This is a genomic window from Thermus thermophilus HB8 (assembly GCF_000091545.1).
GTDB classification, from domain to species: Bacteria; Deinococcota; Deinococci; order Deinococcales; family Thermaceae; genus Thermus; species Thermus thermophilus.
This window is the reverse complement of sequence record NC_006461.1, coordinates 1,022,980-1,038,260: the sequence shown is the minus strand read 5'-3', so window position 1 is coordinate 1,038,260 and position 15,281 is coordinate 1,022,980. Positions and strand designations below refer to the sequence as shown.

Annotated in this window: 15 protein-coding genes and 2 pseudogenes; 1 reads left to right on the top strand and 16 read right to left on the bottom strand. The window is 72.1% G+C overall.

Going from position 1 to position 15,281, the window contains the following annotated elements; all coding sequences use genetic code 11:
* Positions 1-14: 14 nt before the first annotated feature.
* On the top strand, positions 15-500 hold the full coding sequence (locus TTH_RS05555; RefSeq protein ID WP_011228431.1) for an adenosine diphosphatase: 486 nt from the start codon (positions 15-17) through the stop codon (positions 498-500).
* 96 nt (positions 501-596) lie between these two features.
* Here the strand turns inward: TTH_RS05555 and ruvC are convergent, their stop codons facing one another.
* The 16 genes and pseudogenes from ruvC to mraZ all read right to left on the bottom strand — a co-directional run bounded on the left by ruvC (position 597) and on the right by mraZ (position 15,107).
* Positions 597-1,097: a crossover junction endodeoxyribonuclease RuvC gene (gene ruvC / locus TTH_RS05550; RefSeq protein WP_011173164.1), complete on the bottom strand. Its 501-nt coding sequence runs from the start codon at positions 1,095-1,097 to the stop codon at positions 597-599.
* 13 nt (positions 1,098-1,110) lie between these two features.
* Positions 1,111-2,169: a cell division protein FtsZ gene (gene ftsZ / locus TTH_RS05545; RefSeq protein WP_011173163.1), complete on the bottom strand. Its 1,059-nt coding sequence runs from the start codon at positions 2,167-2,169 to the stop codon at positions 1,111-1,113.
* Between the two features lie 12 nt (positions 2,170-2,181).
* The gene (ftsA, locus tag TTH_RS05540; RefSeq protein ID WP_011228430.1) at positions 2,182-3,417 is read right to left on the bottom strand and encodes a cell division protein FtsA; all 1,236 of its coding nucleotides are present in this window, start codon (positions 3,415-3,417) and stop codon (positions 2,182-2,184) included.
* Positions 3,414-3,998 (bottom strand): FtsQ-type POTRA domain-containing protein, encoded by a 585-nt coding sequence (locus tag TTH_RS05535; RefSeq protein ID WP_008632515.1) that lies wholly within the window; start codon positions 3,996-3,998, stop codon positions 3,414-3,416. The genes ftsA and TTH_RS05535 overlap by 4 nt, the downstream gene beginning before the upstream one ends.
* Before the next feature lie 12 nt (positions 3,999-4,010).
* On the bottom strand, positions 4,011-4,808 hold the full coding sequence (locus tag TTH_RS05530) for a UDP-N-acetylmuramate dehydrogenase (RefSeq protein WP_011228429.1): 798 nt from the start codon (positions 4,806-4,808) through the stop codon (positions 4,011-4,013).
* The gene (murC, locus tag TTH_RS05525; RefSeq protein ID WP_011228428.1) at positions 4,798-6,138 is read right to left on the bottom strand and encodes a UDP-N-acetylmuramate--L-alanine ligase; all 1,341 of its coding nucleotides are present in this window, start codon (positions 6,136-6,138) and stop codon (positions 4,798-4,800) included. Before murC ends, TTH_RS05530 begins: the two co-directional genes overlap by 11 nt.
* A pseudogene (locus TTH_RS05520) lies at positions 6,135-7,153 on the bottom strand (UDP-N-acetylglucosamine--N-acetylmuramyl-(pentapeptide) pyrophosphoryl-undecaprenol N-acetylglucosamine transferase). Before TTH_RS05520 ends, murC begins: the two are co-directional and overlap by 4 nt.
* A pseudogene (locus tag TTH_RS05515) lies at positions 7,150-8,210 on the bottom strand (FtsW/RodA/SpoVE family cell cycle protein). The pseudogenes TTH_RS05520 and TTH_RS05515 overlap by 4 nt, the downstream one beginning before the upstream one ends.
* A complete protein-coding gene (gene murD, locus TTH_RS05510; RefSeq protein ID WP_011173156.1) occupies positions 8,189-9,442 on the bottom strand; it encodes a UDP-N-acetylmuramoyl-L-alanine--D-glutamate ligase in 1,254 nt (417 codons plus the stop codon). The pseudogene TTH_RS05515 and the gene murD overlap by 22 nt, the downstream one beginning before the upstream one ends.
* The gene (locus TTH_RS05505) at positions 9,439-10,296 is read right to left on the bottom strand and encodes a phospho-N-acetylmuramoyl-pentapeptide-transferase (RefSeq protein ID WP_011228425.1); all 858 of its coding nucleotides are present in this window, start codon (positions 10,294-10,296) and stop codon (positions 9,439-9,441) included. Before TTH_RS05505 ends, murD begins: the two co-directional genes overlap by 4 nt.
* Positions 10,287-10,985, bottom strand: coding sequence for a hypothetical protein (locus tag TTH_RS05500; RefSeq protein ID WP_011228424.1), 699 nt, complete (start codon positions 10,983-10,985; stop codon positions 10,287-10,289). Before TTH_RS05500 ends, TTH_RS05505 begins: the two co-directional genes overlap by 10 nt.
* A complete protein-coding gene (locus tag TTH_RS05495) occupies positions 10,961-12,277 on the bottom strand; it encodes a UDP-N-acetylmuramoyl-tripeptide--D-alanyl-D-alanine ligase (RefSeq protein WP_011228423.1) in 1,317 nt (438 codons plus the stop codon). The genes TTH_RS05500 and TTH_RS05495 overlap by 25 nt, the downstream gene beginning before the upstream one ends.
* Positions 12,261-13,580: a peptidoglycan D,D-transpeptidase FtsI family protein gene (locus TTH_RS05490; protein WP_011173152.1), complete on the bottom strand. Its 1,320-nt coding sequence runs from the start codon at positions 13,578-13,580 to the stop codon at positions 12,261-12,263. The genes TTH_RS05495 and TTH_RS05490 overlap by 17 nt, the downstream gene beginning before the upstream one ends.
* Entirely contained in the window at positions 13,577-13,822 is a 246-nt protein-coding gene (locus TTH_RS05485) for a hypothetical protein (RefSeq protein ID WP_011173151.1), read from the bottom strand. The genes TTH_RS05490 and TTH_RS05485 overlap by 4 nt, the downstream gene beginning before the upstream one ends.
* Positions 13,819-14,676: a 16S rRNA (cytosine(1402)-N(4))-methyltransferase RsmH gene (rsmH, locus tag TTH_RS05480; protein ID WP_011228422.1), complete on the bottom strand. Its 858-nt coding sequence runs from the start codon at positions 14,674-14,676 to the stop codon at positions 13,819-13,821. The genes TTH_RS05485 and rsmH overlap by 4 nt, the downstream gene beginning before the upstream one ends.
* Entirely contained in the window at positions 14,673-15,107 is a 435-nt protein-coding gene (gene mraZ / locus TTH_RS05475) for a division/cell wall cluster transcriptional repressor MraZ (RefSeq protein WP_008632499.1), read from the bottom strand. The genes rsmH and mraZ overlap by 4 nt, the downstream gene beginning before the upstream one ends.
* Positions 15,108-15,281: the final 174 nt, after the last annotated feature.

The following is a 15,281-nucleotide window of genomic DNA, read 5'->3' as shown; positions in this document are numbered from 1 at the left end:
GGTAAAATCGGGGCATGGAACTCAAGCTTATTCCCATTGAGAAGCCCGAGAACCTCAACGTCATCCTGGGCCAGGCCCACTTCATCAAGACGGTGGAGGACCTGCACGAGGCCCTGGTGACCGCCGTGCCCGGGATCCGGTTCGGCCTCGCCTTCTCCGAGGCGAGCGGCAAGCGCCTCGTCCGCCGCTCGGGGACGGACGAGGCCTTGGTGGAGCTTGCCGTGAAAAACCTCCTCAACCTCGCCTGCGGCCACGTCTTCCTCATCGTCCTGGGGGAGGGGTTTTACCCCATCAACGTCCTCCACGCCGTGAAGGCCTGCCCCGAGGTGGTCCGGATCTACGCCGCCACCGCCAATCCCCTCAAGGTGGTGGTGGCCGAGGAGGGGGAGCAGAGGGCCATCCTCGGGGTCATGGACGGCTTCACCCCCTTGGGCGTGGAGGACGAGGCCGAGGTGGCCTGGCGGAAGGACCTCCTCCGGCGCCTGGGGTACAAGCTTTAGGGCGTCTATACCCTTTCGTCCGACGGGCCGGGGGAGGCTCCCTAAGGACCTTTTGCCGGGGCCCCCATGCTGGCGCAAGCCAGCATGGGGTGGGATCTAAAGGGGCTTCGCCGTGCCCATGCGGGCGTAGAAGGCGTGGGTCAGGGCGATGGCCAAGGCGTCCGCCAGGTGGCTTGGCCTCGGGGCCTCCTTCAGGCCCAGGATGCCCCGGACCATGAGGGCCACCTCCTCCTTGGCGGCGTGGCCGTGCCCCGCCAGGGCCTGCTTCACCTGCATGGGGCCGTAGGCGTAGACGGGCACCCCCGCTTCAAAGGCCGCCACCAGGACGGCCCCCAGAGCCCAGCCCACCTTGTAGGCGAGCTCGTTTTGGCGGTAGAAGAACTGCTCCTCCACCGCCACCGCCTCGGGCCGGAAGCGGTGGAGGACCTCCAGGACCCGGGCGTGGATCCGCCCCACCCTCTCCTTTGCGGGCTCCTGCGGCGAGGTCTTCACCACCTCCCCGTGGAGGAGGCGGGCCTTGAGGGCCCCCTTCCCCTCCACCGCCACCACCCCGAGGCCCAGGTGGGTGATCCCGGGGTCTATGCCGGCCACGACCACGGGAAGAGGAGGCTCAGTTGCCCCGCCTGGGCGGGTAGTCCCCGTCCCCGTAGCGGATGAAGGCGGGGATGTCGTAGTTCGTCAGGTCCACGTGGCCCGTGGGGAAGTCCACGGGGCGGGCGGGGCGGGGCACCACGGTGCTCTCCGCGAAGCCCGCGGCGATGAGGATGACCCGGAGCTCGTCCTGGGCCCGCTCGTCGTAGGTGACCCCGTAGAGGATGTCCACGTCCTCGTGGCCCGTGGCCTCCCGGATCCTTTCCACCACCTCGGCGGCCTCCATGAGGGAGAGCTCCTCGGAGCCCACCACGTTGAGGAGGAGCCTTTTGGCCCCTTCAATGGAGCGCTCCAGGAGGGGGCTGTGGATGGCGCTTTTGGCCGCCTCCTCCACCCGGTTCTCCCCGCGCCCCGCCCCGATGCCCATGAGCACCTGGCCCGCGCCCTCCAGGAGGGCCTTGACGTCGGCGAAGTCCACGTTGATGAGGCCGGGGAGGTTGATGACGTCGGTGATGCCCTTGACCCCGTGGTACAGCACCCGGTCGGCGATGAGAAAGGCGTCTTTTAAGGTCATCTTCTTGTCCACGGCGGAGAGGAGGCGGTCGTTCTGGACCACCACCATGGCGTCCACCCGCTCTTTGAGCTTTTTGATGCCCTCCTCGGCGGCGCGCATGCGCTTGGGGCCCTCAAAGCTGAAGGGGCGCGTCACCACCGCCACGGTGAGGGCGCCGAGCCGCTTGGCGATGTCGGCGACCACGGGGGCGCTTCCCGTTCCCGTGCCGCCCCCCATGCCCGCGGTGATGAAGACGAGGTCCGCCCCCTCCAGGGCCTCGGCGATGAGGTCCTCGGCCTCGAGGGCCGCCTTCTCCCCAATCTCGGGGTTGGCCCCGGCCCCGAGGCCCCGGGTGAGCTTCTCCCCGAGCTGGATCCGGTGGTCGGCGAGGCTTTTGGCCAGCACCTGGGCGTCCGTGTTGGCGGCGATGAACTCCACGCCGGAAAGCCCCGCCTCAATCATGCGGTTCACCGCGTTGTTCCCCGCACCCCCGAGCCCGATGACCTTGATGACCGCTCCTTCCATACCCCCCTCCCTCTAGAACAGGTTGCTCAGAAACTCCTTGATCCTGGCCCAAAGCCCCTCGCCCTTGGGCTTGTCCTCCGGTTTTTCCCTGATCCGCTTGGCCTCCAGGGGCTTTAGGGGGAGGCTTGCCCTGTAGCGGACGAGCCCCACCGCCGCCGCGTGGGCGGGGGAGGCGACCACGTCCGTAAGCCCCGAAACCCCCTGGGGCTTGCCCACCCGCACGGGGAGGCCGTACTGCTGCCGGGCGAGGAGGTCGGTGCCCCGGAGGAGGGCCCCGCCCCCCGTGAGGACCACGCGGTTGACCTGGATCTCCAAAGGCCCCAGGGTTTCGTCCACGCTCTGGCGCGCGAGGTGGAGGATCTCCCGCATCCGCGGCCGGATGATGCGGGCGAGCTCCGGGGCCGGAACCTCGCCCAGGGCGCCGCCCTCCTGGTTGATCTCCAGGACGAGCTCCGGGTCGGCGAGCTCCGGCAGGGCGGCCCCGTACTTGCGCTTGACCCGCTCCGCCTCCTCAAAGGGGATCTTGAGGAGCTGGGCGATGTCGTGGGTCACGTGGTCCCCGCCCAGGGGCACCACGGCCGAGTGGGCGAGCCTTCCGCCCCGGAAGACGGCCACGTCGGTGGTGCCGCCGCCGATGTCCAGGAGGAGGACGGTCATCTCCTCCTCCTCGGGGGTGAGGACGGCGAGCCCGCTGGCCAGGGCCTGGACGCAGACGGCGTCCAGGGCGAGGCCCGCTTCCTCCACGGCCCGGCGCAGGTTGGCGAGGGGGCCCCGGCCCGCGGCGATGAGGTGGACGTCCACCTCGAGGCGCACCCCCGCCATCCCCACGGGGTCCCGGATTCCCTCCTGGCCGTCCACCTTGAACTCCAGGGGCAGGGCGTGCAAAAGCTCCAGCTCCCCTTCAAAGGGGTAGGCCTTGGCCTGCTCTATGGCCCGCTCCACGTCCGCCTCGGCGATGGTGTGCCCGCGGCGGATGGCGGCGAGGCCGTGGCTGGTGACGCTTTTGAGGTGGGGGCCACCCACGCCCACCACCACCCGCTCCACCTTGACCCCGGCCACCCTTTCCGCCTGGAAGAGGCTTTGGCGGATGGCCTCCGTGGTCCTTTCCAGGTTGACCACCACCCCGCGCCGCAGCCCCTGGGAGGGGACGGTGCCCTCGCCGATGATGTCCAAAACGCCGTCAGGGGCGAGCTCCCCGATGACGGTGGTGACCTTGGTGGTGCCTACGTCCAAGCCAGCGATGATCATGGGCGCTGACTCACCCCCCAAGAATACACGAAAACCCGCCCCTTAGGGCGCGCGGTTTGGGCGTACTTTAGCAGATAGGCGGCCTCGGGGGCAAAGAGGGTGGCCCCTTCCAGCTCCACCCAGAAGCCCGCCGGGGTGTAGCGGATCTCCCGGGCCTGGGGGAAGGCCCGGCCCAAAGAGAGGAGGGCTTCCCGGGGGAGGGGCCCTACCCCCCGCACCCGGGGCCCGGGGGCGAGGGGGGCTCCTTGGGGGAGGAGGACGCCGTCCTCGGCCAGGGCGTCCCCGGTTTCCAGGGGGAGGAAGGGCCGGCGTTCCCGCACCCGGACGACCACCTGTCCCAAGGCGGGCTTTTCCAGGTGGGCTTCGGCCACCCAGGGGTTTTCCAGGAGGGGCCGGAGCCTGTTCCCCCAGACCCAAAGCCACGGGTCGCCCGGAGCGAGGCGGAGGGTTTGCAGGACGGCCTCCCTGGAGAGGTGGCGTAGCCCTTCCACCCGCACCTCCTCCACGGGGACGGCCACGAGGCTCGCCACGTAGAGGCTCGCCCCGAGGATGAGGAGGAGAACGCCTTTCACCACGCCCATCTTACCCCTCCTTTACGGCCACACCTCCCACTCCAGCTCCAAGGGAAGCTCCTCCTGGACCCGGCGGACGAGCTCCAGGACGTCCTTTGCCCGGGCCTGGCCCAGGTTGACGATGAAGTTGCCGTGCTCTAAGGAGATCATGGCGTCCCCCACCCGAAGCCCCTTGAGGCCGCGCTCGTCAATGAGCCGTCCCGCCGACTGGCCCGGGGGGTTCTTGAAGGCGCACCCGGCGCTTTTCCGCTTGGGCTGGCCCTTGCGGGCCCGGTCCACCTCGGCCATGCGCCTCAGGATCTCCTCCTTGGGGCGCTCCTTCAGCTTGAGGCGCACCCGGGTGACGATGCCCCCGGGGGGGAGGTGGCTTTTCCGGTAGCCGAAGCCGAGCTCCTCCGGACAGTAGACGTGGAAGGCGCCGTCGTGGAAGACCTCCACCGCCTCCAGGGCGTCGGCCATCTCCCCGAAGCGGGTGCCCGCGTTCATCTTCACCGCGCCGCCCACCTGGGCGGGGATGCCGAGGAGGCCCTCGAGGCCGGAAAGCCCCGCCCGGGCCGCCTCCTGGACGAGGAGGGGAAGGAGGGTCCCCGCCCCCACCCAGCCCTTCAGGTCGTAGGTTTGGAACTCGCCCGCAAGCCGGATGACCCGCTCCGGCACCCCCTCGTCCAGGACGAGGAGGTTGGAGCCGTTGCCCAGGACGCGGTAAGGGGCCTCGGTGGCCCGCTTGAGCTCCTCCCGGGTCTCCACGGTCCAAAGCTCCGCCGGCCCCCCTACCCCCAGGGTGGTGTAGTCCTTGAGCAGCACCCGTTCAACCCTCATGGACGAGCCTCCGCGCGAGAAGGGTCACGTCCCCGGCCCCCATGAAGAGGAGGAGGTCCTCGGGCCTTGCCGTGGCGCGGGCGTAGGCCAGGGCCTCTTCCTTGTCCATGCGGCGCGCGGGCCGGCCCAGGTCCTCAAGCCTCTTTGCGATGCGGTCGGAGAGGGCCTCGGGGCTTTCCCGGCCCCGCTCTCCCGCGGTGTAGACGGGCAGGACCACCACCTCGTGGGCCCCCTTGAGGGCCTGGGCGAAGGCCTCCCAGAGCTCCTGGGTGCGGAGGAGGCGGTGGGGCTGGAAGAAGACGCGGACCCGCCGCCCGGAGAGGAGGGCCGCCTCCAGGGTGGCCTGGACCTCGGTGGGGTGGTGGGCGTAGTCGTCCACCACCCAGGCCCCGCCCACCTCCCCCACCCGCTCAAACCGCCGCCCCACGCCGGGGAAGCGGGAAAGCCCCCGGGAGATGGCCTCCGGGGACGCCCCCAGGGCCAGGGCGGCGAGGGCGGCGGCGAGGGCGTTGTGGACGTTGTGCCTCCCCGGCACCCGCAGGTGGACCTCCCCCAGGGGGCCTTCCCGGTGGACGAGGCGGAAGGAGGCCCCGGAGGGGCTTAGGTCCACCGCCTCCGCCCAGACCTCCCCCCCGGGGCCGAAGAGCCTCCGGGGAAGCCCCTCGGTGAGGGCGAGGAGGCCCGGGTCCATTGCGGGGACCACAACGGTCTTTGCGCCCGCGAGGAAGCCCCGCATGGCCTCCTTTAGGGCCTCGAGGCTTTCGTGGTAGTTGGGGGCCCGCTCCCCCCGGGGGGCCACGTGGTCCGCCTCCAGGTTGGTGGCCACGGCGACGCTCACCCGGACCTCCCGGAAGAGGGGGTCCGACTCGTCCACCTCGGCCACCCGGGGCCCCCGGCCGGGGCGGGCGTTGCCGGGGAGGAGGGCGAGCTCCCCCCCCAGGAAGACCCAGGGGTCCAGGCCCGCCTCCAGGAGGATGGCCGCGAGCATCCCCGTGGTGGTGGTCTTGCCGTGGGTGCCGGTCACGCCCGCGGAGGGCCTTTGCGCGAGGAAGTGGGCGAGGAGCTCCATCCTGCGGAGGACCCTAAGGCCCCTCTTCCGGGCCTCCACCACCTCGGGGTGGTCCGGGGGCACGGGGGTGGGGACCACCAGGGTGTCCTCGTCGGCGAGGTGGCCGGGGTCGTGCCCGTGGTGCACGGGAACTCCGAGCCGCCTTGCCCTAGGGCCTGGGGCGAGGTCGCACCCCGTCACCGCCACCCCTTCCGCCATGAGGAGCCGGGCGAGGGCGCTCATGCCCACGCCTTCAATGCCCATGATGTGCGCCTTTCTCATAGGAACGCCTCCAGAAGGTCGGCGAGGCGCGCCGCCGCCCCCTCGGGGGAGAGGCGGGCCATGGCCCTTCGGCGCGCCTCCAGGTCCTCCAGGGCCTCGAGGATCTGGGAGGAAAGGCGGTCCCACGCCCCCAAAACCGCCCCCCCCGCCTGGGCGTAGGCCCGGGCGTTGGCGAGCTGGGCCCCGCCGTCCAGCTTAGGGGAGAGGGGGAAGAGGATGGCCGGGAGGCCGTGGAAGGCCGCCTCCGCCAGCGTCCCTGCCCCGGCCCGGGAAAGGAGGAGGTCGGCGGCGCTCATGGCCAGGGGGGTGTCCACGAAGCCCTCCACCCGGTAGCCCTCCCCCTCGAGGGGCCGGAAGCGCTCCACCCACCTTTCCCCCACCTGGTGGAGCACCTGGACGGGAAGGCCCTTGAGGACCGGGGGGAGGCGCTCGTTGAGCTCCAGGCTGCCTTGGCTCCCCCCGAGGACGAGGAGGAGGGGCCTTTGGGGGTCAAAGCCGAGCCTGCGCTTGGCCTCGTCCTTGGGGTAGCGCACCTCCCGCACGGGGTAGCCCACCACCCGGGCCTTCCGCGCCAGGGGTGCGGGGAGGGCCAGAGGGACGGAGAGGGCCAGGCCCTTGGCCAGGGGGGCCAGGGCCCGGTTGGCGAGGCCCAGGCGGGCGTTCTGCTCGTGGAGGAGGAGGGGGATGCCGAGGAGGCTCGCCGCCATCCCCCCGGGGAAGCCGGCGTACCCCCCGGTGCTGAGCACCGCCTTGGGCCTGAGGCGCCGGAGGAGGGCCTGGGCCCGGAGAACCCCTTGGAGCACCTTGGGGGCCTCCTGGGGCCTCAGGGCGCTCCGGTCCAGCTTCCCCGCGGGGATGAGGGCGTGGGGGATGGGGGTCTTGGGGAGGAGGCGGGCCTCGAGGCCCCCCTCCGCCCCCAGGTAGAAGACGGGGTGGCCCCGCCGCTGAGCTCCTCCGCCACCGCCAGGGCGGGGAAGAGGTGCCCCCCCGTGCCCCCGCCGGTCAGGAGGATCACCGGGCCACCCCCTTCCGCCTGGGCCTCTCCGCCGCCTCCCGGGCGAGCCGGGAGAGGAGGCCCACCGCGAAGCCGGAGACCAAGAGGCTGCTCCCCCCGTAGGACACCAGGGGCAGGGGCACCCCCGTCACGGGGAGGACCCCCAGGGTGACCCCGATGTTGAGCGCCGCCTGGAGGGCGAGGTAGAGGCCGAGGCCGAGGGCGAGGAGGCGCTCCCCGCCCTTCAGGGCCAGGCCCACCGCCAGGCTCCTCAGCAGGATCAGGGTGTAAAGGAGGAAGACCACGGCCCCGCCGAGCCACCCGGTGGCGAAGACGACGCTGGCGAAGACCATGTCGTTGTGGGCCTCGGGCAGGTGGGGCAGGGTGGCCCCTGGGCCCTGGCCGAAGGGGCCGCCCAGGAGGAGGGCCTTCTTGGCCTGGACCACCTGGTAGGCCCCGCCCCCCGGCTCCGACTCGCCCTGGAGGTAGTCCACGAAGTTGGCGAAGCGCTCGGAGACGTAGCGGAACTGGGCGAGGTAGAGCCCCGAGAAGGGGAGGACCACCAGGGCCACCGCCAGGCCCATCCCCAGGAGTCGGGGCCAGGGGATGCCGGCGAGGACGAAGAGGAGGACGGCCAGCCCGGCGAGGAAGGCGGCCGTGGCGAAGTCGGGTTCCACCAGGACGAGGCCCACCAGGGAGCCCACCGCCAGGACCGGCCCCAGGATAGGGTAGTCCTCCCCCCGCCGCCCCACGAAGGAGGAGAGGTAGAGGATCAGGGCCAGCTTGGCGAGCTCCGAGGGCTGGAGGGCCACGGGGCCCAGGTAGAACCAGCGGCGCACCCCCCCGGGCCCGTCCCCCACGAGGAGGACCAGGACGAGGAGGAGGAGGACGCCCACCAGGGCGTGGAGGGCGTAGCGGAGGAGGAGGCGGGGCGGAAGGAGGTGGCCGAGGACCAGGGCCAGGAGGGCGGCCCCACCCGGAGGAGGTGATCCTGGAGGAGGCCGGGCTCCGCCGTGCCCACGCCGATGAGGCCGAAGGCGAGGAGGAGGAGGGCGCTTAGGAGGAGGACGGGGTCCACGGCTCACCTCCCAAGGCGAAGACCGCTTCCCGGAAGGCCTGGGCGCGGTCCTTGTAGTCGCGGAACTGGTCAAAGCTCGCCGCCAGGGGCGCGAGGAGGACGCTCCCCTGCTCCAGCCGGGAGAGGGCCTCCTCCACCGCCTTGCGCATGGCGGTGCGGCCGTCCTTCTCCGCGATGACCACCACCTCGGTCCTCCCCTCCAGGGCCCGGGCGAAGCGGGGGCCGTCCCGGCCGAGGGCCAGGGCCACCCGGACCCGGCCGAGGAGGGGGAGGAGGGGGGCGAGGTCGGCCCCTTTGTCCTCCCCGCCCAGGATCCAGGCGATGGGGGCGGGGGCGGCCTCGAGGGCGGCCCGCACCGCCTCGGTCCTCGTGGCGATGGAGTCGTCAATGAAGACCACCCCCCCCTTGCGGGCGAAGGCCTGGAAGCGGTGGGGGGCCTCGGGGAGGGTCCTTAGGGCCTCGGCCACGGCCCCGGGGTCCAGAGGCCTCCCCAGGAGGTCCAGGTAGGCCCGGGTGGCCTCCAAGGCGGCCCTGAGGTTGGTCTCCCTGGGCGTGGACCCCGGGGTGAAGGGGTAGAGGCGGGCGGGGCTCGCCTCCGCCGCCCGGCGCACCTTGGGGTCCAGGCGGTTGTAGACGAGGGCGTCCTCGGGGGTGAGGTTTTTGAGGAGGTTGAGCTTGGCGGCGTGGTAGGCCTCCACGGTGCCGTGCCGGTCCAGGTGGTCCACCCCGAGGTTCAGGAGGACGGCCACCCTGGGGCGGAAGGCGTGGACCCTTTCCAGCTGGAAGCTGGAGAGCTCCGCCACGGCCACCTCCGCCTCGTCCACCACGCTCACGAGTGGAGGGTCCACGTTCCCCCCCTCCCGGGCCCTAAGCCCGTGGGCGCGGAGGAGGTGGGCGGTGAAGAGGGTGGTGCTGGTCTTGCCCGCGGTTCCCGTGATCCCCACGATGGGGGTGGGGGAGAGGCGGTAGGCGAGCTCCGCCTCCCCGAGGACCTTGGCGCCCCGGGCGGCGAGCCTTTTCAGGTGGGGGTGGTCCAGGGGCACCCCGGGGGCGGCCACCACCTCCTCGTAGGCTTCCTCCAGGTTCCAGTCCGGCTGGAAGCCCAGGGCCAAAGCCTCCCTCACCTCCTCTTCCCGGGGGCGGTCGTCGTAGAAGCGGGCGGGAAGCCCCCGTTTCCTCAGGAAGCGGAGGACGCCGAGGCCGCTCCGTCCCAGGCCGTAGACGAGCCTCATCCCCCACCTCCGAAGGCCAGGGCCACGGCCAAGGCGGTGACCACGGCGAAGCGGAAGACGATCTTGGCCTCGTCCCAGCCGAGGAGCTCAAAGTGGTGGTGGAGGGGGCTCATGCGGAGGAGGCGCCGCCCCGTGCGCCGGAAGTAGGCCACCTGGGCCACCACCGAGAGCACCTCCACCACGGGGACGATGGCGGCGAGGGGCAGGAGCCAGAGCTTCCCCGTGAGGACGAAGAGCCCCGCCACCATGGCCCCCAAGGCCTGGCTCCCCGTGTCCCCCATGAAGACCTTGGCCCGGGGGGCGTTGTGCCAGAGGAAGCCCAGCACCCCGCCCAGTAGGGCCTGGGCCAGGGGGTAGGGGTAGAAGGGCAGGAGGATCACGGCGGTCACCGAGGCGAGGAGGCCGTCCAGGCCGTCGGTGAAGTTGAAGGCGTTGGCCGCCCCCACCACGGCGAGGAGGATGAGGAGGACGTCCAGCCAGGGCCAGGGGGTGTAGTTCACGAGCCTCGAGGCCCAGAGGGCGAAGACGAGGCCCATGACCCCCTGGGCGAGGAGCTTCTCCCGGGCCCTGAGGGGCCTCAGGCGGCTTCCCGCCAGGTCGTCCACCGCCCCGAGGAGGGCGAAGCCGAGGCCGAGGAGCCAAAGCCCCCTGAAGGCGTCCCCCCCGTGAAGCCCGTAGGCCAGGGCCGCGGCCAGGAGGAAGGCCACCCCGCCCATGCTGGGGGTGCCCGCCTTGGCGAGGTGGGCCTCAGGGCCCTCGGCGCGGACCCGCTTTCCCAGGCCCAGGCCGGGGGCCAGGGCGATCCAGAAGGCCGTGAGGACCCAGGCGAGAAGAAGGGCGGTGGCTAGGACCATGGCACCTCCCCGCAGCGCAGGGTCCGTTCCCCGGGGCTCAGGTAGAGGGAGTCCTCCCAGGCGGCGAGGTCCTCCGCCGGGCCCAGGGGGGTGAGGCCGGTGGGGGTGAGGAGGTGGGCGAGCCCGCCCTCGGCGAGGAAGGCCACCCCGCACCGGGCGGCCTGGGCCTTGAGGGCGGGGGCGGGCAGGGCGAGGCGCCGCCCTGAGGGGAAGAAGTGGGCCTCCGTCCCCAGGGCCACCACCTCCCCCTCCCAGGCCACCACCTGGCGGAAGCTCCCGGGGAGGAGGAGGCGGCCTTCCAGGTGGAGCCCCTCCGCGTCCACCCAGTAGAGGCCCTCGGGGGTCTCCAGGGCGTCTTGGGCGGGGTAGGGGAGGAGGCCCCTCGGGGTGAGGACGCCGCCCTCGAGGCCCACGGCGAGGCCGGGCCGGGCCCTGAGGAACCGGGGCACCCCGGGGAGGGGCAGGCTTTGGACCTTTCCCGCCCGCACCTCGAGGAGCTGGTAGGGGTAGGCGGCGTAGAGGGCCTCGGCGTCCGCGTCCACGAGGAGGGGCGCCCCGGGGAGGATGGCCTGGAAGCGGCCCTCCACCACGCTTCCCCGGACGAACCCTCCGGGGTAGGGCAGGCCTGGCCCCTCGGGCAGGGGGGCGCAGGCCGCGAGGAGGACTAGGAGGAGAAGGGCGCGTCCCATAGCTCCACGATCCGCTCCAGGCCCACGGCCCTGGAGGCCTTGAGGTAGACGAGGTCTCCCGGGGCCACCCGGGCCTTGAGCCAGGCCAGGGCTTCCTCCAGGCTCTCCACCGCCTCGCCGGAGAAGGCGGCCTGGTGCCGGGCGTGGGGCCCCAGGTAGAGGGGGGAGAGGCCCAGCCTCGCCGCCTCCTCCGCCACCTCGAGGTGGAGGCGGAGGCTTTCCCTGCCGAGCTCCCGCATCTCCCCGAGCACGGCCCACTTCCGCCCCGGCTGGGCGGCGAGCCAGCGGAGGCCGGCCTTCACCGAAAGGGGGTTGGCGTTGTAGGCGTCGTTGACGAAGACCACGCCGCCCACCTCCCGCGTCTCCATGCGCCCCGGGGGGAGGGTGAGGCGGGCGAGCCTTTCCGCCACCTCTTCCAGGGAAAGGCCCAGGACCTCGGCCGCCGCCAGGGCCGCGAGCGCCCCGTAGGCGGGGCCCAGCCCGGGGTAGGGAACGCGCACGTGAAGGCCTCCGTAGCGGAAGCGGCTTTCCCGGAGGCCGAGCTCCAGGTCCCGTCCCCGGAAGGTGCCCTCGGCGAACCCGTAGACGAGGAGGTCTTCCCTGAGCCCCAGGACGAGGGGGGCGGCCTGCTCGCCCACCAAAGCGGTGGGGGCCCGGAGGAGGTGGGCCTCCTCCTGCACCGCCTTCTCCAGGGTGCCGAAGGCCTCCAGGTGCTCCTCCCCGAGGGCGGTGAGGACGGCGAGGTGGGGCTTCGCCAGGGCGAAGAGCTCCGCCATCTCCCCCTGGCGGTCCACGCCGAGCTCCACCACGGCCCCGGGGCTTTGGGGGTCCAGGTGCCAGAAGAAGCGGACAAGGGGCGGGGCGGTGTTGAGGTTCCCCGGGGGGGCGGGAAGGCCCAGGCCCTGGGCCAGGGCCTCCTTGGTGGTGGTCTTGCCCGAGCTTCCCCCCACGGCCAGGACCGGGCCCGGGAAGAGGCGGCGGAGGGCCTCGCCCAGGCGCAGGAGGGCCTGCCAGGGGTCCTCCACCTCCAGGGTGGCGGGGCCCGCCTGGTCGGCCAGGACCAGGCTTGCCCCCCGGGCCAGGGCCTCCGGGATGAAATGCCGCCCGTGGGTGGTGCGCCCGGGGAGGGCGGCGAAGAGGCTTCCCGGCGTGGCGGCGCCGCTGTGCCAGACCAGGTCCCGCACCGGCCCTCCGCCCGGATGGAGCCGTCCCCCCACGGCCCGGGCCACCCACTCCGGCGTTAGTTCCCTAACATGCGTCCCTTGCACAACATCCTCACCGCCCTTCAGCATAGGGGGGCAGGCCCGCCCAGGCCAAGAGCCCGGCGGCGATCTCCCGGAAGATGGGGGCGGCCACCTGGCTCCCGTGGATCCGGGTTTTGGGGTGGTGGACGGCGACCACCACGGTGAACCGGGGGCGGTCGGCGGGGACGAACCCGGCGAACCAGGCGGTGAACACCTCCTGGGAGTAGCGCCCGTTCACCACCACCTGGGCGGTGCCCGTCTTGCCCCCGAGGCGGTAGCCCGGAAGGTGGGCTGTGGGCACGGCCACGCGGGCCAGGGCCTCCCGCAGGGCCTGGGCCGTGGCTGGGGAGAAGACGCGCCAGGAACGGCCCTCCGTTCCCTTGAGGAGGACAGGGGTCCGGTAGACCCCGTCCACCAGGGCCCCGTAGGCGGCGGCCAGGTGCAGGGGGGTGATGAGGAAGCCCTGGCCGAAGGTGTGGTTGGCGTAGGCCACCCGGCTCCACTTCTCGGGGGGTTGGAAGAGGGGGGCCGCCACCCGGATGCCCGGCAGGAGGTCGGTGCGGGTGAGGCCCAGGGCTTCCATGTAGGCGAAGAAGGTTTCCTTGGGGAGGCGTTCGGCGAGGAGGCTGATGCCCACGTTGGAGGAGTAGCGGAGCACCTCCTCCAGGGTCAGGACGGGGGGGTGGGGGACGATGTCCCGTATGGTCCAGCCCTCAAGCTCCCTCCGCATGGGGGCCTCCACCCGGGTGGCGAGGGTGGCGGCGCCCTCCTCCAGGAGCATGGCGGCGGTGAGGGTCTTGGCCGTGGACCCCGGTTCCAAGGGGACGAGGAAGGCGTGGTTGCGCCAGGAGATGTCCTCTTCAGGGCTTTTCCTCGGGGCATCGGGGTCAAAGGGGGGGCCGTTGGCCACGGCGAGGAGGCGCCCCTCTGCGTCCATGACCACGGCGCTCCCGTAGTCCGCGCGGCTTTCCTCTAGCCCGCGCCAAAGGGCCCTTTCCGCCAGGGCTTGGACGAAGGGCTCCAGGGTCAGGGTGTAGGACCGCCCCTCGCTCAAGGAGGCGTTGAGGTCCCGCTCCAGCCCCTCCAGGCCCCGGCCCGAGGCCCGCTCCCCGAAGCCCAGGAGCTGGCTCGCGCTCCGCCCCAAGGGGTGGAGCCGCTTCCCCTCCAGGGTGAGGGCGAGGGGGGTGCCGTCGGCGGCGTAAAGCCCCCCTCGAGGCGGCGGGGGCGGGGGGGGCGCGGGCTGGATCCTCGGGGGGTGGAGGGCCAGGGTGTAGACCCCGAGGGCGAGGAGGGCCACGTAGGCGAGGAAGCCGAGGACCACGAGGTGGACCCGCTCCCGGCCTGCGGTCATCGGGACCACCTCCCCAGGCTCATGGGGACGAACCCTTCCTCCTCCGCCCAGGCCAGGAGGCGCTCGGGGCGGAGGAGGCGCCACTTCTCCATGACGAGGGCCGCCTTTTGCGCCTCTAGGGCCTGAAGCTCACGCTCCAGCCTGGCGTTGGCCTCCTTCTCCACCTGGTTCCGGTGCCCTAGGGCGAAGACCAGGAGGAGGACCGCCCAATAGATGAGCCCGAGCCTGAGCGCCGCCTTCACGGGGCCTCCTTTTCCGCCGCCCGGAGCTTGGCGCTCCGGGCCCTGGGGTTTTGGGCCGCCTCCTTTTCCGAGGGGACGAGGGGCTTTTTGGTGAGCACCTTCAGGCCGCTTTCCCGCAGGAAGCGCTTCACCACGCGGTCCTCCAGGGAGTGGAAGGCGATGACCACGAGCCGCCCCCCTGGGGCCAGGACCTCCGCGGCCTGCTCCAGGAACTCCTTGAGGGCGTTGAGCTCGTCGTTGACGTAGATCCTGAGGGCCTGGAAGGTCTTGCGGGCCGGGTGGCCCGCCCTGCGGAAGCCCACGGCCTTGCGGACGATCTCCGCGAGCTGGGTGGTGGTCTCTATGGGGGCCTTCTCCCGGGCGGCCACGATGGCCCGGGCGATCCGGTAGGCCTGGGGTTCCTCCCCGAGCTCCCGCAATAGGCGGGCGAGGGCCTCGAGGGGGAGCCGGTTCACCACCTCCTTGGCCGTGGGGCCCTCGAGGCCCATGCGCATGTCCAAAGGCCCTTCCTTCTGGTAGCTGAAGCCCCGGCTTGGGTCGTCCAGGTGGAAGCTGGAGACCCCGAGGTCCGCCAGGATCCCGTCCACCCGCTCCACGCCGAGGGCGGCGAGGTGGCGCTTCAGGTGGCGGAAGTTGCCCTGCACCACCGTGAGGCCGGGGAGGTGGAGGCCTTTAGCCCGGGCCACGGCCTCGGGGTCCTGGTCCAGCCCGATGACCCGGCCTCCCCGCTCCAGAATGCCCCGGGCGTGCCCCGCCCCGCCCAGGGTGGCGTCCACGTACACCCCCCCGGGCCGGACGGCGAGGAGGTCTAGGGCTTCTTGGTAGAGGACGGGAACGTGGGTCATGGGCCTCATCCCACCAGTCCCTTCAGGGCCTCGGGGGCCGGCGGCTTGGCCAGCACCTCCTCAATGGCCTTCCACCAGCGCTCCTGGCTCCAGATCTCCAGCCTCCCCGGGGCCCCGGCGATGACCACCTCCCCCCCCTCCTTGAGCCCGGCGAAGAGGCGGAGGGGCGGGGGGATGAGGACCCGGGAGGCGCTGTCCATCCGGGTCTTGTGCGCCCCCGAGTAAAAGAAGCGCACGAAGGCCCGGGCCTCGGCGTCGGTCAGCGGCAGGTTGACCAGTTGCTCCTCAATCTTCTTCCACCGGTCCAGGGGGAAGACGTAGAGGCACCCCTCCATCCCCCGGGTGAGCACCAGCCCGTCCTCCACGAAGTCGCGGAAGGGCGCGGGGATGACCACCCGCCCCTTGTCGTCCAGGCTGTACTGGTACTCGCCGAAGGGCATCTTCCACCTGGTCCCACCTTCCGGGCCTCGGGTCCGTGGCGGAGGAGGGCCTCCGGGGACCGTGAGGCTGGAAGGTTTTCTGACGCGAAGTATAGCATGGACGTCCCACAGTTTTCCACTCTCTCCCACCCTCCTCCCACCTCTGTCCCACCCCGGGGCAAAAAAACAGGCGCC

Excerpts from the sequence above, each read along its gene's own strand:
- TTH_RS05530 (WP_011228429.1), bottom strand. The coding sequence starts at position 4,808 with ATGAGGGTTGAACGGGTGCTGCTCAAGGACTACACCACCCTGGGGGTA.
- ftsZ (WP_011173163.1), bottom strand. The coding sequence starts at position 2,169 with ATGGAAGGAGCGGTCATCAAGGTCATCGGGCTCGGGGGTGCGGGGAAC.
- rsmH (WP_011228422.1), bottom strand. The coding sequence starts at position 14,676 with ATGAGGCCCATGACCCACGTTCCCGTCCTCTACCAAGAAGCCCTAGAC.
- TTH_RS05495 (WP_011228423.1), bottom strand. The coding sequence starts at position 12,277 with ATGCTGAAGGGCGGTGAGGATGTTGTGCAAGGGACGCATGTTAGGGAA.
- TTH_RS05490 (WP_011173152.1), bottom strand. The coding sequence starts at position 13,580 with ATGACCGCAGGCCGGGAGCGGGTCCACCTCGTGGTCCTCGGCTTCCTC.
- murD (WP_011173156.1), bottom strand. The coding sequence starts at position 9,442 with ATGAGGCTCGTCTACGGCCTGGGACGGAGCGGCCTCGGCGTCCTCCGC.
- mraZ (WP_008632499.1), bottom strand. The coding sequence starts at position 15,107 with ATGCCCTTCGGCGAGTACCAGTACAGCCTGGACGACAAGGGGCGGGTG.
- ftsA (WP_011228430.1), bottom strand. The coding sequence starts at position 3,417 with ATGATCATCGCTGGCTTGGACGTAGGCACCACCAAGGTCACCACCGTC.
- TTH_RS05535 (WP_008632515.1), bottom strand. The coding sequence starts at position 3,998 with ATGGGCGTGGTGAAAGGCGTTCTCCTCCTCATCCTCGGGGCGAGCCTC.
- murC (WP_011228428.1), bottom strand. The coding sequence starts at position 6,138 with ATGAGAAAGGCGCACATCATGGGCATTGAAGGCGTGGGCATGAGCGCC.
- TTH_RS05505 (WP_011228425.1), bottom strand. The coding sequence starts at position 10,296 with ATGGTCCTAGCCACCGCCCTTCTTCTCGCCTGGGTCCTCACGGCCTTC.
- TTH_RS05500 (WP_011228424.1), bottom strand. The coding sequence starts at position 10,985 with ATGGGACGCGCCCTTCTCCTCCTAGTCCTCCTCGCGGCCTGCGCCCCC.
- TTH_RS05555 (WP_011228431.1), top strand. The coding sequence starts at position 15 with ATGGAACTCAAGCTTATTCCCATTGAGAAGCCCGAGAACCTCAACGTC.